Raw genomic sequence first — 15,912 nt, 5'->3', positions numbered from 1 at the left:
GCGCAGCGGACCCCCAAGGGGACACGGCCTAGCCTCCGGCGCGGTCGTCCTCCTCCGACACCCACGGGTCGCCCTCCGCGGCCGGCGCCATCCCGCCCACCGACACCCAGTCCAGGCACAGCCCGCCCCGGTCCTCGGGTGCCTCGGGCAGGAACAGCGACAGCTTCTCCCCGGACGCGCCCACCGGTACGTGCCAGGTGCCGTCCTCCGGCGCGGCGGGCAGGTCCACCTCGATCCAGTCGCTGCCGAGCGCCACCACCGCGCCGACGTCCTTCTCGGACGTGTAGCCGAAGGTGACGATCTGGGTGGGACCGCCGTACGCCAGCACCGGCCAGGCCATCATCCCCTTCCAGGGCTCCAGGCAGTCGTCCCCCGGTCCGGGGACGAACACGGCACTGCCGTCGGCGGGCCGCGCCGGGACCAGGCTGCCCGAACCGTCGAACACGTAGGCGGTGCCGGACGCCTCGGGCACGGTCATCCGCCGGGCGACCTCGGGCGGGGCCAGCGGCGTCAGCACCCACGAACTCAGGCGGCGCGCGCCGTTCCAGTCCAGGACCACGTCCTCCGGGACCGGGCGCGCGTACAGGCCGCCCTCCTCCGGGACGTCCTCCAGCGACGTCCGCACCGTGTCCAGGTACCGCTGGAGGCGGTCGCCGCTCAGGGTCTGCGCGTAGGTGTGCGTGGAGTAGCCCGCCGCCGCCGCGTACACCACCGTCGCCAGTACCGCGGCGGTCCTGGCTCCGCGCCGGGGCCGCGTCCGGTAGGGCGCCGCCGTCGGGGCCGCGCCCGCCCCCGCCCCGCCGACCAGGGCGCGCGCCCTCTCCTCCCGGGCGGGCAGGTAGGCCAGGGCCAGGCACAGCGCGAACACCAGCGCCGCGTCCGCGACGTACCGGGGGTCGATGGAGGCCACGTCGTGGGCCCGGCCCCGCGCGATGACCGTCGGAATGACGTCCACGACCACCACGTAGCCCAGCAGCAGGACCCACGCCCGCCACGACCCGCGCCGCATCCACAGGCTGACCAGCACGATCGCCGCGAACACGGCCCAGGCGCCCAGCACCATCACGCCGCGCGGGTCGATGAGCCCGCCCGCGGGGGTGACGGGCCCCCACTCCAGAGGGCCGCCCAGGGCACCGATCGGGAACACCTCGGTGAGCAGTCCGCGCAGCAGCGCCAGCGCGGGACCGCTCTCGGGCACGCTCGCGCCCTCGCCGCCCTCCTCCACCCGCGTCCGCACCAGGTAGAACACCATATAGGCGGTGAAGAGGCCGCCCATCACCGCCCAGAACGGCCGGTGCAGCGCCCAGGCGCGGCGGGCCCCGGCGATCGGGCCGCCGGGGTAGAGGTGGGAGGCGGCCAGTGCGAACAGCAGCAGCGGCAGGAACACCGCCTTGACCGTGAACAGCATGCCGAACACGACGGCGCCGCCCGCCCACCAGGCGACGCGCAGGTCCTCGGTGCGCAGGTAGCGCACGGTCCACAGCAGGGCGAGCGCCATGGCCAACTGGAGGGGGACCGCGTTGAGCGCCGCCGACCACCAGCCCAGGACGGGGACGGTCAGCGGGGCCAGCGCGTACACGGTCAGCGGGACCAGCAGCGCCCAGCGGCGGCCGAACAGCTCCCACAGCAGGCGGAGGAAGACCAGCATGGCGGCGGCCTGGAGGGCCAGCATCGAACCCGCGCTGACCCACCACTCGTAGGGCCAGAACGCGGTCTGGAGGTAGACCAGGAACAGGGCGCCCGGCATCAGGTGGCCCTTGTGCAGGCTGAACAGGTAGTCCGGCCCCAGGTCGTTGGCGTAGGCCTTGGCGAAGAAGAGGTAGTCGTCCTCCACGAAGTGGGACTCGCCGAGCACGTGGAGCCTGAGCCCGACGGCCACCGCCACCACCAGCAGTCCCGCCAGGACCAGGCGGTCGCGCGCCAGGCGCCGCCCGGTGGCCAGCGCCGCCCGGGCCAGCTCACCGAGGCCGGGGCCCTGCTCGTCGGGCTCCTCGACCGGACGGCGTACCCTGGGTGGCCCGTCCGGGGCTTTGGCGGGTACCGCCGCCGGGGTTCCGGCACCGGAGCCCCCGTGCCCACTCGCCGTGGGGGGAACAGGCGACATCGATTTCCCTCCCGCCGCAGAGGTTGGCCAACCCAGAAGATGGGTGCCAGAATACAACACGTTCCACTTTCTTCCCTGACCCTTTCGCAGGCCCTTTGGGTCCGCACACCCAGAACAGGAACACGATGCAGAATCGTGTCCCGCCGGGGTCATGAGCACCGTGGAGGTGATGGCCGGTGGGACTCGAACAGGTCCGCCGTGACTGGACCCGGCTGGGTTCCACCGAACCCCTGTGGGCGGTGTGCGTGGACCCCGGCAGACGGGACGGCGGCTGGGACGACGACGAGTTCCTCGCCTCCGGGCGGGCCGACGTCGACCCGTCCGTCGCACGACTGGAGGAGTTGGGCATCCGCCCCGGGGGCGGCCGGGTACTGGACTTCGGATGCGGCGCGGGACGGCTGTCCAACGCGCTGGCCGCGCACTTCGACGAGGTCGTGGGAGTGGACATCTCCGCGCCGATGCTCGCGGAGGCCCGCCGCCTGGACCGCTCCGGCGGCCGGATCAGGTTCGAGCTGAACGAGCGCCCGGACCTGTCGATGTTCGAAGACGACTCGTTCGACCTGGTCTACACCGACCTGGTCCTACAGCACCTGCCGCCCGACCTGGCCGAGGGTTACGTGCGCGAGTTCGCGCGGGTGGTGCGCCCCGGCGGTGCCATGGTCCTGGGCGTGCCCGAGTCCGAACGGCGCACCTTCAAGGGGATGGTGTTCCGGTACGCGCCGTGGCCGCTGGTGGCCCTGGCGCAGCGGACGCTGCTGCGCTACCCGGCGCCGATGCGGATGCACACCCTGCCCGCCGAGCGCATCGCCGCGCTGGTCGCGAACGGCCGGATCGCCGCCTCCGACGAGTACTGGGGCGGGGACCACTGGCGCCACCTGCGCCACTACGTGGTGATGGAGGGCCCGGCGTGACCGGCGAGGCCGCCCGTGCCGACGGCACCGTCCCCTTCCGCGCCACCCTGGGCCGCTCGGCGGGACTGTTCGCCGCCTTCCGCGTGGAGCAGACCGACCCCGCCCGCTTCTACGGCACCCTGGCCCGCGACACCGCCGCCCAACTGCGCTCCTACACCCCCCTGGACGGCAGGCTCGTGGTGGACGTGGGCGGCGGACCCGGCTACTTCGCCGACGAGTTGCGCGCCGCCGGGGCGCGCTGCCTGTGCGTGGACTCCGACGCCCACGAGATGACCCTGCACGGCCGTGAGGCCGACGCCCACGGCGTCCAGGGCAGCGCCCTGGAACTGCCGCTGCGCAGCGGTTCGGTGGACGTGTGCTTCTCCTCCAACGTGCTGGAGCACGTGCCGGACCGGATCCGGATGGCCGACGAGATGGTGCGGGTGACCCGGCCCGGCGGGCTGGTGTACCTGTCGTACACGCTGTGGCTGTCGCCGTGGGGCGGGCACGAGACCTCTCCCTGGCACTACCTGGGCGGCTCGTACGCGGCCGAGCGGTTCGCGCGGCGCCACGGGAGGCGGCCCAAGAACGACTTCGGCCGCACCATGTACGCCGCCCACGCCAAGGAGATGCTGCGCTGGACGCGCGGACGCTCCGACGTGGACGTGGTGGACGTCCGCCCCCGCTACCTGCCCGGGTGGGCCAAACCGGTCGTGCGCGTACCCCTGCTGCGCGAGATCGTCACCTGGAACCTGCTGCTGGTGCTGCGCAGGCGCTGACTGCGCCTGCCGGCGGTGATCTTGCTCCTGGCGTCACTGTGGAGCGTCGACAGTGCCACTGGGAGCAAGATCACCGTGGTGGAACACGCACCGGTGCGCCTCCCCGGTCAGTCGAGGCCGAAGGGCAGCCTGCGTAGCGTGTGCTGGAGACTGATCCAGTGGTCGGTGGTGAACTCCTCGATCGCCCACTCGCCGCCGAAGCGCCCGAGCCCGGAGTGGTTCTCGCCGCCGAACGCGGTGTTGGCCTCGTCGTTGAGCGTGGCGTCGTTGACGTGGGTCATGCCCGCCTGCATGCGGCGGGCGAACCGCACCCCCCGTTCGGCGTCGCGCGTGTACACCGCGCTGGACAGGCCGTACTCGGTGTCGTTGGCGATGCGCAGCGCGTCCTCCTCGTCCTCGGCCCGGATCACCGTGGCCACCGGGCCGAACACCTCCTCGGACGCGCTGGGAGCCTCGTTGGAGGCGAGCAGCAGGTGGGGCGGCAGGACCCTGCCCGCCGGACCGCCCGGCTCTCCGGACAGCAGGAGCCGCGCGCCCTGTTCGACGGACCGGGTGATCAGGTCCCGGATGCCGTCGCGCTGGTCGTCGTCGATGACGGGGCCGATCTGGGTGGACGGGTCGGCGGGGTCGCCCACCCGCAGTTTCCTGGCGCGCGCGAGCATCCGCTCGACCAGCTCGTCGTGGACGCCGGCGGTGGCCACGACCCGGTTGGTGGCCATGCAGATCTGGCCCTGGTGGTAGTAGGAGCCGAACACGGCGGCGTCCGCGGCCAGGTCCAGGTCGGCGTCCTCCAGCACCACCAGGGGGCCGTTGCCGCCGAGTTCGAGCGAACGCCTCTTGAGCGGGGCCTGCCGGGAGATGTGGCGGCCGACCTCGGTGGACCCGGTGAACGAGATCATCCGGGAGGCCTCGTGGGTGGCGAGCGCGTCCCCGATCTCACCGCCCTTGCCGATGACCACGTTGAACACGCCGGGAGGAAGGCCGGCCTCCTCGTAGATCCGCGCGAGCAGGAGCCCGCCCGTGACCGGGGTGTTCTCCGCGGGCTTGAGGACGACGGTGTTGCCCAGGGCGATGGCGGGCGCGACGGAGCGGTGGGAGAGCTGGAGGGGGAAGTTCCACGGGCTGATCACCGTGACGACGCCGAGCGGCTCACGGTAGACGCGGTTCTCCTTGCCCGGGGTGATGCCGGGCAGGATGCGGCCGGTGACCCGCGTGGGGTAGGAGGCGACCTCGACCATGCCGCTGCGCACCAGTCGCCACTCGAACTCGGCGCGCTCGCGGACGGCGCCGGCCTCGTGCACGAGCCAGTCGACGATCTCGGCCCGGCGCGCGTCCAGGACGCGGATGGCCCGCAGGAACAGCTCGGCGCGGTCGGTGGCCGGGGTGGCCGCCCACTCCGGCCACGCCCTCTCCGCCTCCCGGTAGGCGAGGTCCACGTCGCCCTCGTCGGCCAGGCGGATCTCGGTGAGGACCGTGTCGTCGTAGGGGTTGACGTCCTGGAAGACGGTCCCGGAGGATCCGTGGCGCCACCGGCCTCCGATGGGCATGCGGTCCAGTCCCGTGTAGGCGCTCGGCCGCTGGTCGGCGTGCATCGGCATCTCCCCCGCGTAGGCGTCGCTGCCTGCCACGGTGGCCCGGCGTCCGTGCGCGGGCAACGGGACTTGCCGCCTCTTGGCCAACTGTTCAGCGACTTTCGGGGCCGCCCTGCCCGGGACCGGTGCGGTCTCAGCCCCCGAGGCCCTTGGCGAGCACCGCGCGGATCCACCGCATATGGGCCCGGGCCTCCTCCACGGTCGCGAAGCGCGGCGGTTCAGCGGACACCACGCGCGCCGCCTCCGGGGACAGCGTGTCCCCCATCCGCAGGAGCTCGGCGTGGACGGCGTCGATCTGCCGGTGCATCGCGTCCAGCGTCCGCTGCTCCTCCTGCGCCCGGAGCCGCTCGGGCGCCGGGGGACTGGCCTCCCTCCGCCCGCCGAACCACTCCCCCAGGCGCTTCCTCAGTCCCATGTCCGCCGCTCCCCACCGCTTCCGTCGCGGAGGAACACGGTAACGCGGAACCGGAGGCGCGGCACCTCTTCCGTGGGCACCGCCCTCCCGTGCGCCCGGCCGGGGGCGCTCCCGCCTCCCGGCCCCTCAGCCCAGCCGCTCCAGGGCCCTGCGCGGGGACCGGGCGTGCCGCCCCATGCCCGCGAACGGACACCCGTCCCTTTCCAGGCCGATCGTGAACGCCCGGGCCGACTCCAGTCCGTCCAGCTCCTCCCAGGTGATCGGCGCCGCGACCGGCGCGCCCGGCCTGGCACGCACCGAGTACGGGGCGACCGCGAGCTGTTCGAGGCCGTTGCGCAGGTAGTCCACGAACAACCGGTCCCCCCGCGCGGCCTTGCGCACCTCGGTGGTCAGCTCGTCCGGGCGCCGGGCCGCGATCCGGCCCGCGACCGCCTCCGCCAGGCGCCGGACCCCCTGGTCGTCCACCTCCGGGCGCAGCGGCGAGCGCACGTGCAGCCCCCTGGACCCGCTGGTCATCACGTACGCGGCCAGCCCCAGGTCGTCGAGCACCTCCCGCGTGTCCCGGGCGGCGGCCCTACAGGCGTCGAAGGCCTCCGGGCCGTCGCCGGCGGGGTCCAGGTCGATCACCAGACGGTCGGGGCGGCCCAGGTTCGGCTCCCTGGACTGCCAGGCGTGCACGGTGATCGCCGCCTGGTCCGCGCACCACACCAGCGCCGCCGCGTCCTGGCACACCATCATCCGCCCGCCGCTGGTCTCCACGGTGCGCACCCAGTCCGGGACCGACGGGTGCTTGACGAAGAAGCCCTGCGCCCCGACCCCGTCCGGGAACCGCTCCAGGGCGACGGGCCGGTCGCGCACGTGCGGCAGCATCAGGGGCGCGATCCTGGCGTGGTACTCCGCCAGGTCCTCCTTGGTCGCACCGTTCTCGCCGAACAGCGGCTTGTCGGGCCTGCGCACCCGCACCACGCGCCGCCCCGCGCGTATCTTCGCCGATCCCGTCGCCATCGGCCCTCCCGCTCACCGCCGTGCGTCCCGCCTACCCGGCCCGCACCGCCGGAAACGGCCCCCCACAGCGCGAACGCCCGGCCAGGAGGACCTGGCCGGGCGTTCGGGATCGGGCGCGCGGTACTACTTGCGCTTCTTGATCTCCTCGGTGAGCTGCGGGGCGACCGTGTGCAGGTCGCCCACGACGCCGAAGTCGGCCAGCTCGAAGATCGGGGCCTCGGGGTCCTTGTTGACCGCGACGATGTTCTTCGCGGTCTGCATGCCCGCGCGGTGCTGGATCGCGCCGGAGATACCGAGGGCCACGTACAGGTTCGGGCTGACCGTCTTACCGGTCTGGCCGACCTGGAACTGGTTCGGGTACCAGCCGGCGTCGACGGCGGCGCGGGAGGCGCCCACGGCCGCGCCGAGGGAGTCGGCCAGGTTCTCGACGACGGAGAAGTCGTCGGAACCGACGCCGCGGCCACCGGAGACCACGATCGCGGCCTCGGTGAGCTCGGGGCGCTCGCCCTGCTCCTCGGAGACGCGCTCGACGACCTTGGCGGTCTTGGCGGCCTCGGAGACCTCCACCGACACGGCCTCCTCGACCGCGGCGCCGGTGGCGGCCTCGGCCGGAACGGAGTTCGGACGGACGGCGACGACCGGCACGCCGGTGCGCACGCGGGCGTGGGTGACGACGCCGCCACCGAAGATGCTGTGCTCGGTGACGACCTCGGCGTTGACGTCCACGACGTCGGTGAGCACGCCGGAGCCCAGCTTGACGGCGGTGCGGCCGGCGATCTCCTTGTTCTCGGCGGTGGCCGAGACCAGGATCGCGGCGGCGCCCTTGTCCTGGGCGAGCTTGGCGAGCAGCTCGGCCTTGGGGGCGACGACGTAGTCGCCCAGCTCGGCCGGGGCCACGTAGACCTTCTCCGCGCCGTACTCGGCCAGCGCGCCCTTGCCCGACTCCGCACCGTCGCCGACCCACACTGCCGCGGGCTCGCCGATACGGCGGGCGGCGGTGAGCAGCTCGGCGGTGACCTTCTTGACCTGTCCGTCGACGTGGTCGACGAGGACGAGGACCTCAGCCATAATCCTTGAACCTTCCTGAGTCTCTCGCCGGACCTACACGAACTTCTTCTCGACGAGGAATTCGGCGACCTTGGCGGCGCCGTCGCCCTCGTCCTTGACGACCGTGCCCGCGGCGCGCGGCGGCGCGGCGGCGAAGTCGACGGTCTCGGTGGCGGCGTTGGCCAGGCCGACCCTGCCGGTGTCGATGCCCGCGTCGGCGGTGGACTTCTTGTCGACCGGCTTCTTCTTCGCCTGCATGATGAGCTTGAAGGACGGGTAGCGGGGCTCGTTGATCTTCTCGACCACGGAGACGACCGCCGGGAGCTGGGCCTCGACGACGTCGTAGCCGTAGTCGGTCTGACGCTGGATCCTGATGGTGCTGCCGTCGACGTCGACCTTGCGCGCGAACGTGAGCTGCGGCAGGCCGAGGTACTCGGCGAGCGCGGCGCCGACGACGCCGGTACGGGCGTCGGTGGACTCCGAGCCCAGCACGACCACGTCGTACTCGATGGTGCCCAGGGCCTGCGCGAGCGCGTAGGCGGTCTGGAGCGCGTCCGAGCCGTGGAGCGCGTCGTCGTTGACGAAGACGGCCTTGTCCGCGCCCATCGACAGGGCCTTGCGGATGGAGTCCGTGGCCTGGTCCGGTCCCATCGTCAGGACGGTGACCTCGCCGCCGTGCTTCTCCTTGAGAAGGAGGGCCTCCTCGATCGCGTACTCGTCGAGCTCGTTGATGACGCCGTCGGACGCTGCGCGGTCGAGCGTCTTGTCATCGGCGTTGAGCTTCCGCTCGGTCGCCGTGTCCGGGACCTGCTTGACCAAAACGACAATATTCATGGCCGGTGGCCGACCTCCCTGCACTCCATGGATCCGCCGTGCGGCGGTCGGACGCTGGCGCGCCCCGTGATGCCAACAATGCCGAATGCCGTTCGGTCATCCGACGGCGGGGCCGTCTTCATGTCAGACAGGTCCCGCAGTGTGCTCATACAGCCAAATGTTACTGGCTAGTAGCTTGGAGGCCAACCCGGGGCCCCCGGTGTGACCGAGGCAACCCCGGACACCCCCGCGGCACCGGCCGCCGGCGTTCGCCGCGGCTCACGGCACCGGTACGGGAATCCGGCCCCGGTTTCCACCCTAGTCGCCACGGGTCCCTGCGGAACCGGTCACACCACCGGTGACGGTCAGGAAAAGGACGACGCCCTCCCCCGCGGCGGGAGGGAGGGCGTCGGCGGCGTCCGGCGCCACGGCGACGTCTAGGCGGAACCGGAAGCGAACCAGTCCGACGGGCCGCCCCACGGGGCCCAGGCGGGGGCCGCGCTCAGACCGATGGACATGATCAGCATGGTCAGCAGCAGGATGCCGATGACCACGCCGATGTACAGGTACAGGTTGTGGAACCGCACCCGCTCGACCAGCCACACCGCCTGGTGCCGCGCCCCGCGCCCGCTCGGCATGATGTAGCTGAGCAGGACCATCACGAAGACGGCGAACGAACCGGTGTAGTTGGCGCCGTGGTTGCCCGTCTCCACGAGCTGCGCGTAGACCATGCCGACCAGGACCCCGACCAGCAGGTAGACCAGGCCGAACCCGACCGTGCGCAGCACCATGCGCCCGAAGGCCCAGGGGAAGCTCAGCGCCACCACCATGGTGTCGGAGCTGCGCGGTCCGCGCGTCTGCAGGCGGCGGGCGTGCTCGGCCTTGACCACGTCCAGGGCGCTCAGTCCGGCGATGACCACGATGCCCAGCAGGATGCCGAACCACGGGAACCACAGGGCCACACCGGCCAGCGAGAGCATGACGGGGATGAGCACCAGCGGGTGCATCCGCCACGCCTCGGCCTCGTACTCCTCGTCGTCGTACTCGTCGTCGCCGCCCCGGAGGTAGTCGCCCATCCGGTCGTTGCTGCCGCGCCTGAACCGGCTCAGCCAGCCGCCGCGTTCCTCGTACGCGTCCTCCTCGAACTCCTGCGTCCGGCCGCTGTGGCGGTCGTCGCCCACGGGGGTGAGGATGTCGCCGAAGTCACCCTTGTGCAGCGGGGTGTTGAAGAACTGGGTCTGCGGGGCCTGGTGCCCCTCGTCCTCCGCGACGGGGCGGTACCCGTGGTCGTTCCCGTAGCCGTTCGCGTCCACGGGGTCCATCATCATGGTGCCCTGCGGCTCGTCGCGGGACGGCTCACCCGGCTGGAAGCGCCGCGTGCCCTGCATGTCGTCGAGGTCGTCCCCGGCGCCGACCGGGTTGATCCGCATGGTTCCCTGCGGGTCGTCCAGGTCGTCGGAACCGCTGGGGGTGATCCGCTGGGTGCCGCCCCCGAGGTCGTCGGTCGCGTCCTCGTCGGCGTCCCAGCCCCGCCGGGCGTCGCCGGCGGCGCCCGACAGGTCGTCCGTGGCCTCCGGGTCGCCCTCCCAGCCGTTCGCGTGGGCCGAGGAGGTCTGGTGCGGGGGCTCCTTGGGCAGGGACCAGGAAGCGGCGGCCTGGTTGGCCCCGCTGCTCGTGTGCGAGGGACCCCACCCCTCGTCGCCCCCGGACGCGCGCCCGGCCAGGTAGCCGGCGGCGCCGCCGAGTCCCGCACCCGCGGCTCCCGCCGCGGCCGCGCCGCCCGCACCACCGCGGCCGGCGGGGTCGGACTCGGGAAGTCCGCCCACGGACGGGTTGTACACGGTGTGGCTGCCGGTCAGCCCGGTGGGCCGGCCGCCGACGTCCTCGGTCCAGGGCAGGTCGAGGTTGAGCCGGCCGGTCTCCTCGACCAGCTGCGCGGCCGTGGGGCGCCTCGCCATGTCGCGGGAGACGGCGCGGTTGACCAGCGGCCGCAGCGCCTCGTGCATCCCGTCCATGTCGATCTCGCCGTTGAGGATGCGGAAGAAGATGACCTCGAAGGAGCCCGCGCCGTAGGGCGGGCGGCCGGTGGAGGCGAAGGCGACGGTGCCGCCCCAGGCGTGGATGTCGGTGGCCGGGCCCAGGTCGGTGCCCTCGATGACCTCCGGGGACAGGTAGCTGGGCGTGCCGACGAACGTGCCGGTCTGGGTCAGCTTGGCGCCGTCCACGGCGTGCGCGATGCCGAAGTCGATGACGATCGGCTCGCCGTTGGAGATGATCACGTTGCCGGGCTTGAGGTCGCGGTGGATCACCTCCACCTCGTGGATGTCCTTGATCGCCCGGGCCAGGCCGGTCACGAAGCGGGTGAGAGCGCGGCCGCGCAGCGGGCCGTGGTCGGTGACGGTCGCGTCCAGGGTCGGGCCCGGGATGTACTCGGTGACCACCCACGGCAGCTCGGCCTGGGTGTCGGCGTCGATGACCTCGGCCACGTTGGGACTGTGCACCCGGCGCATGGTCTCGACCTCGCGTGCGAGCCGGGCCCGCGCGATGTGGTCCCCCGCGACCTCGGGTTTGAGGACCTTCACCGCGACGAACTGCTCGGTCCGGGGGTCCTCGGCCTGGTACACCACGCCCATGCCGCCCTGTCCGATACGGCGGCGGATCACGTAGTGGCCGATGCGCTCCGGCAGCTCCTCGCCCGTGGGGAAACCTGCCGACATTGCCATCGAGAACTCATCCCCTCAAAAGACCGCATACCGCCACGTCCAGCTTATCGGCCGGGGGGATGGGTCAACCTTTGGCTTGTGTGGCCCGTCCGGGGCCCGTGCGGCCGCTTCCGCGTCGCCGGGGTCGTCCAGGGGGCTCCGGCGGTGCGTCCGTCCTCGGACGACCACCACGAGTATGACGGAAAACTCGCGTGCGCGGTTCCCTCCTCCGCGTCCGGACTGGCCGGATGCGGACGTTGGTCCGGGTCCTTCCCGTCACCGTCCGGCACCGAGGAGAGGGAGGTCCCTCCGCGCACCGGGAAACCGAGGAAAGGGGGCGGGGAGGGCGGCCCCTCACGGTATCCGCCCTCCCCGCCCGACCGGCTCAGCGCCCGACCGGCTCAGCGCCCGACGAAGGAGGCCTTGCCCGGCCCCTGCTCGACGAAGCTGCGCATACCGCTCTTCTGGTCCTCGGTCGCGAACAGCCCGGCGAAGTGCAGGCGCTCGATCTCCAGGCCCGTGTCCAGGTCGGTCTCCATCCCCCGGTCCACGGCCTCCTTGGCGGCGGCCAGCGCCACGGCCGGGCCGTCGGCGTACTTCGCGACCCGGGCCACGGCCGCCCCGTAGACCTCCTCGTCCGGGACGACCTCGTCCACCAGCCCGATCTCACGGGCCTCGTCCGCCTTCACGTGGCGGCCGCTGAAGATCATCTCCTTGGCCCGAGGCGCTCCCACGAGGCGGGGCAGGCGCTGGGTGCCGCCCGCGCCGGGGATCACGCCGAGCTGGATCTCGGGCACGCCCAGCCTCGCCCCCGCGCCCGCGACCCGGAAGTCGGCGGCCAGCGCCAGTTCCAGGCCGCCGCCCAGCGCGTATCCGGTGACGGCCGCCACGACCGGCTTGGGAACGCGCGCCACCAGGGTCAGCGCGCCCTGCAGGTTGCGCGCGTACTCGCGCATCTCGGCTGCGGTGCGGTCCGCCATCTCCTTGATGTCGGCGCCCGCGACGAACACGCGCTCGCCGCCGTAGACCACCACGGCGCGCACGTCCGGGTCGGTGGACACCTGCTTCGCGGCGTCGGCGATCTCGGCCGTCATCGCGGCGTTGAGCGCGTTCACCTTCGGTCTGTCCAGCCTGATCACGGCCACACCCGGGTGGTCCGGGTCGGTCTCCACGCGAACGAACTCGCCCACGATCCCCACCTCTTCCATTCGACGTCGGTGTCCTGAACTGCCTACCACCAGGTTCAGGAGAAGAGCAGCACCAGGGTGCCCAGCCGGGCGGACAGCGTGTACGCCGCCACCAGGAGCAGGGCCGCGCCCGCGAGCAGCAGCGTGTCCGCCCGGCGCCAGCGGCTCCGCCTGGCCCGCGTGCGCGGCCCGGTGCCGAACGCGCGGGCGTCCATCGCCGTGGCCAGCAGCGTCCCGGTGCGGATGGACCGCACCAGCAGGGCGAACAGGCGGCCGAAGAACAGCGTGACCATCCGCACGGGGTTGCGTCCGGCCTCCAGCCCGCGCGCCCGCCGCGCCAGTGTGATGGTGCGCCACTGGTCGGCCAGCAGCGGGACGAGGCGCAGTGCCGCCAGCACGCCCATGGCGGGCCGCTCGGGCACCCGCAGCCGCTGCACCAGCCCGTCGGACATCTCCGTCGGGTCGCTGCTCACGGCCGCGATCAGGCCCGGCAGGGCGATGGCCAGCAGGCGCACCGCAGCGCCCAGGGCCCCCTCCGCGCCGTGCTCGCCGTACAGGTAGTTGACCAGGCCGTTGGAGAGCCCCATGAGCAGGAAGGGGCCGCCCAGGACGAGCAGGGTGCGCCGGTCGATCCCGCTGAACGGCAGGAGCAGCAGGGCCCCCGCCAGCACCACGCCGCCGGTCACGGCGTCCACGGCCGGGACCAGGCCGAGGCCCAGGAGCAGGGCGGCGAGCAGCTTGGCGGCGGGGTTGAGCCCGACGAGCCAGTAACGGAACCCGCCGTCCTCCGGCGCGTCCAGGGTCAGCGTGTCCCCGCCCGGGGTCCGCCGGTCGTCCGCGGTCCGCCGGTCACCCACGGGTCCTCCTCACTCCCGCGCCGCCCCGCGCGGCGACGGGCTCGGCCGCTCCCGGCTCCGGGACTGCGGCCTCGTACACGGCGCGGCCGTCGGCCACGCGCACCCGCGCGTCCGCCAGGTGCCGCAGCAGCAGGCCGTCGTGGGTGGCCATGACCACGGCCCTCCCCTCGGCCCGCAGGGCTCCCAGCAGCTCCACCAGCTCGGTCCACGTACGGGTGTCCTGGCCGAAGGTCGGCTCGTCCAGCACGAGCACGTCGGGCGCGTGCGAGGGGCCGGAGCTGAGCGCCGTGGCCACCGACAGTCGCCGCTTCTCCCCGCCCGAGAGCGTGTAGGGGTGCACGTCGGCCAGACGGGTCAGGCGCAGCCGCTCCATCAGCTCGTCCACCCAGGCGTCGGTCTCGGCCGCACCCATCCCGGCGCGCAGCGGGGCGAACCGCAGCTCGTCGCGGACGGTGGTGGTGACGAACTGGTCCTCGGCGTGCTGGAAGACCGTGCCCACGTGCCGGGCCAGCCTCCGGGCGGGCCAGCGCGCGAGGGGGCGCCGGTCGGCCCCGGCCAGCGGCCCGCGCGGCAGCACCTGTCCCCGGTGGGGCCTGGACAGCCCGGCCAGCATGGTCAGCAGCGTGGACTTGCCCGCACCGTTGGGGCCGGTCAGGGCGGTCGCGGTCCCGGCGGACACGGTGGCGTCCACGCCGTCGAGCACCACGCGCCGGGGCGCGGAGCGCACACCCAGTTGGAAGGGGGTGCGCGCGGCCACGTCCACGGCCTCCAGCAGGGCTCCTCCCCCGGGCGCCGGAGGCAGTTCGGGGGAGGGCTCGTTCCCGGGCACCCACACCCCCTGTGCGGCCAGTGAGCGCCCGTGCCCGGCGAACACGGCGGCCGGGTCCCCGTCGGCGACCACGCCGCCGCCGGGCTCCACGACCACGACCCGGTCCACCAGGCCGACCACCTCGGCCACGCGGTGCTCGACGAGCACCATGGTCGCCTCGGTCTCGGCGAGCAGGCGTGCGAGCACGCCGCGCACCAGCGCGGCCCCCGCCGGGTCGAGGTTGGCGGTGGGCTCGTCGAGCAGCAGCAGGCGGGGGCGCATGGCCAGCGCCCCGGCGATCACCAGGCGCTGCTTCTCCCCTCCCGACAGCGCGCCGGTGGAGTGGCGCGGCCCGTACGGAAAGCCCACGGCGTCCAGGGCCTCGTGCACCCGGGGCCAGATCAGCCCGGGCTCCATCCCCAGGTTCTCCGGGCCGAAGGCCACGTCGTCGCCCGCGCGCGCCATCACCAGCTGCGTCTCGGGGTCCTGGCTGACCAGGCCGACCGCGCCCCGCCCCCGGTCGGCGGGCTCGCCGTCCACGAGCAGGCTGCCCTCCTGGTCGCCGCTGATCGCGCCGTCCGGGCCGGTCAGACCGGCCAGCGAGTGGAGCAGGGTCGACTTGCCCGCCCCGGAGGCGCCGAGAAGCAGCACGCGCTCACCGGGTTCGACGACCAGGTCCACGCCGCGCAGGGCGTGCTCCCCGCGCCCGGAGTGCCGCCAGCCCCAGCCGGACAGCTCCACGCGCGCGCCGGGACGGGCGGTCCGCCCGTTCGTCCGCGCCACGGGTCAGCCCTTCGCCGACGGGAAGGGCGCCAGGGCCCCGGACCTGGCCAGGGCGGTGGTGAGGAGGCGTGCGCCCACGCCCGCGATGACGGCGGCGCTGATCACCACGATGACGCCGTACACGATCTGGAAGTGCAGCGGCCAGGTGACGTTGTAGGCGATGTTGTCCCGGATGGCGGGGGAGACGCCCGCGACCGCCGCGGCGAGCACGGCCACGCCCATGCCCCACCGCCGGTAGCCGAAGGCGAGGAAGACCAGCTCGGGCAGGATGCCCTGGAGGGTTCCGTCGAGGATGACCATGATCCCCCACTGGGTGCCCAGGACCGCGGACACCGAGGCGGCGGCGACCGAGGTGAGCAGGGCGGCTCCGGGCTTGCGGATGATCAGGCCGCCGAGCACGCCGGAGATCAGCCACATGCCGTAGACGACGGCCTGCGCGGGCGGGAATCCCACGAACAGCGGGGTCGTGACCGACCAGACGATGTTCCAGAGCCAGAAGACGACGCCGACCGCGACGCCGATGACGGCGGCCACGACGATGTCGACGGTGCGCCAGCTCCGCAGCCGGCCGAGGACGTCCTGCCGGAAACCGGTCCTCGCGGTGCTGTTCCTCTTCATGTCCTGCTGTCCCTTCGTCGGGGGATGACGAGGGGCCATGTGGCCAAGAGCGGCACCGACGGAGTGTGCCACGCGCGGCCGGAGTACTGCCGGTGCGCGGGAGCACGCCACCGGTGACGGGTTCCTACGACTTCCTTCGCTGGCATGACCCAGATCAGGTGTGTAAGGGTCTGCGGCCGGGTGCCGCACTCTCAGCGCTCACGCGCTCCCCTGTCGGTTCTTCCTCCAGTATGGGGCACAAAGGAGGATCGTGGGGTTTTTCGCCCCCACGATCCTCGTCTTTTCCCGGACGACCCGGTCCCGCGGCGGCTC

General features: G+C 73.1%; 13 protein-coding genes and 1 riboswitch. Of the genes, 2 read left to right on the top strand and 11 right to left on the bottom strand.

Going from position 1 to position 15,912, the window contains the following annotated elements; translation table 11 throughout:
- Positions 1 to 28: 28 nt before the first annotated feature.
- Positions 29 to 2,104, bottom strand: a complete 2,076-nt coding sequence (locus tag NOSIN_RS01385; RefSeq protein WP_077688995.1) for a hypothetical protein — start codon at positions 2,102 to 2,104, stop codon at positions 29 to 31.
- 176 nt (positions 2,105 to 2,280) lie between these two features.
- Between NOSIN_RS01385 and NOSIN_RS01380 the strand changes: the two genes are divergently transcribed.
- A complete protein-coding gene (locus tag NOSIN_RS01380; RefSeq protein WP_077688994.1) occupies positions 2,281 to 3,015 on the top strand; it encodes a class I SAM-dependent methyltransferase in 735 nt (244 codons plus the stop codon).
- Positions 3,012 to 3,773 (top strand): class I SAM-dependent methyltransferase, encoded by a 762-nt coding sequence (locus NOSIN_RS01375; RefSeq protein ID WP_077688993.1) that lies wholly within the window; start codon positions 3,012 to 3,014, stop codon positions 3,771 to 3,773. The genes NOSIN_RS01380 and NOSIN_RS01375 overlap by 4 nt, the downstream gene beginning before the upstream one ends.
- A gap of 107 nt (positions 3,774 to 3,880) precedes the next feature.
- Here NOSIN_RS01375 and NOSIN_RS01370 read toward each other — a convergent pair whose 3' ends face one another.
- The 10 genes from NOSIN_RS01370 to NOSIN_RS01325 form a co-directional block, all read right to left on the bottom strand.
- The gene (locus NOSIN_RS01370; RefSeq protein ID WP_077693335.1) at positions 3,881 to 5,365 is read right to left on the bottom strand and encodes an aldehyde dehydrogenase family protein; all 1,485 of its coding nucleotides are present in this window, start codon (positions 5,363 to 5,365) and stop codon (positions 3,881 to 3,883) included.
- 133 nt (positions 5,366 to 5,498) lie between these two features.
- Complete coding sequence (locus NOSIN_RS01365; protein ID WP_077688992.1) at positions 5,499 to 5,780, bottom strand: hypothetical protein; 282 nt, start codon at positions 5,778 to 5,780, stop codon at positions 5,499 to 5,501.
- A gap of 126 nt (positions 5,781 to 5,906) precedes the next feature.
- Complete coding sequence (gene ligD, locus NOSIN_RS01360) at positions 5,907 to 6,785, bottom strand: non-homologous end-joining DNA ligase (RefSeq protein ID WP_077688991.1); 879 nt, start codon at positions 6,783 to 6,785, stop codon at positions 5,907 to 5,909.
- A 123-nt stretch (positions 6,786 to 6,908) separates the two neighbouring features.
- Positions 6,909 to 7,853 (bottom strand): electron transfer flavoprotein subunit alpha/FixB family protein, encoded by a 945-nt coding sequence (locus NOSIN_RS01355; RefSeq protein WP_077688990.1) that lies wholly within the window; start codon positions 7,851 to 7,853, stop codon positions 6,909 to 6,911.
- 33 nt (positions 7,854 to 7,886) lie between these two features.
- Positions 7,887 to 8,666, bottom strand: coding sequence for an electron transfer flavoprotein subunit beta/FixA family protein (locus NOSIN_RS01350; protein ID WP_193371927.1), 780 nt, complete (start codon positions 8,664 to 8,666; stop codon positions 7,887 to 7,889).
- A gap of 416 nt (positions 8,667 to 9,082) precedes the next feature.
- Positions 9,083 to 11,362, bottom strand: coding sequence for a serine/threonine protein kinase (locus tag NOSIN_RS01345; protein WP_077688988.1), 2,280 nt, complete (start codon positions 11,360 to 11,362; stop codon positions 9,083 to 9,085).
- Between the two features lie 386 nt (positions 11,363 to 11,748).
- The gene (locus NOSIN_RS01340) at positions 11,749 to 12,555 is read right to left on the bottom strand and encodes an enoyl-CoA hydratase/isomerase family protein (protein WP_077688987.1); all 807 of its coding nucleotides are present in this window, start codon (positions 12,553 to 12,555) and stop codon (positions 11,749 to 11,751) included.
- Positions 12,556 to 12,590: 35 nt separating this feature from the next.
- Positions 12,591 to 13,391, bottom strand: a complete 801-nt coding sequence (locus NOSIN_RS01335; RefSeq protein ID WP_077688986.1) for an energy-coupling factor transporter transmembrane component T family protein — start codon at positions 13,389 to 13,391, stop codon at positions 12,591 to 12,593.
- On the bottom strand, positions 13,384 to 14,982 hold the full coding sequence (locus NOSIN_RS01330) for an ABC transporter ATP-binding protein (RefSeq protein WP_077688985.1): 1,599 nt from the start codon (positions 14,980 to 14,982) through the stop codon (positions 13,384 to 13,386). The genes NOSIN_RS01335 and NOSIN_RS01330 overlap by 8 nt, the downstream gene beginning before the upstream one ends.
- Before the next feature lie 3 nt (positions 14,983 to 14,985).
- Positions 14,986 to 15,600, bottom strand: coding sequence for an ECF transporter S component (locus tag NOSIN_RS01325; RefSeq protein WP_077688984.1), 615 nt, complete (start codon positions 15,598 to 15,600; stop codon positions 14,986 to 14,988).
- A gap of 114 nt (positions 15,601 to 15,714) precedes the next feature.
- Positions 15,715 to 15,822, bottom strand: a riboswitch (TPP riboswitch).
- Positions 15,823 to 15,912 lie beyond the last annotated feature (90 nt).

This window comes from Nocardiopsis sinuspersici, assembly GCF_001998325.1.
In the GTDB taxonomy this organism is placed as follows: Bacteria; Actinomycetota; Actinomycetes; order Streptosporangiales; family Streptosporangiaceae; genus Nocardiopsis; species Nocardiopsis sinuspersici.
This window is presented reverse-complemented; position numbering and strand designations above follow the sequence as displayed.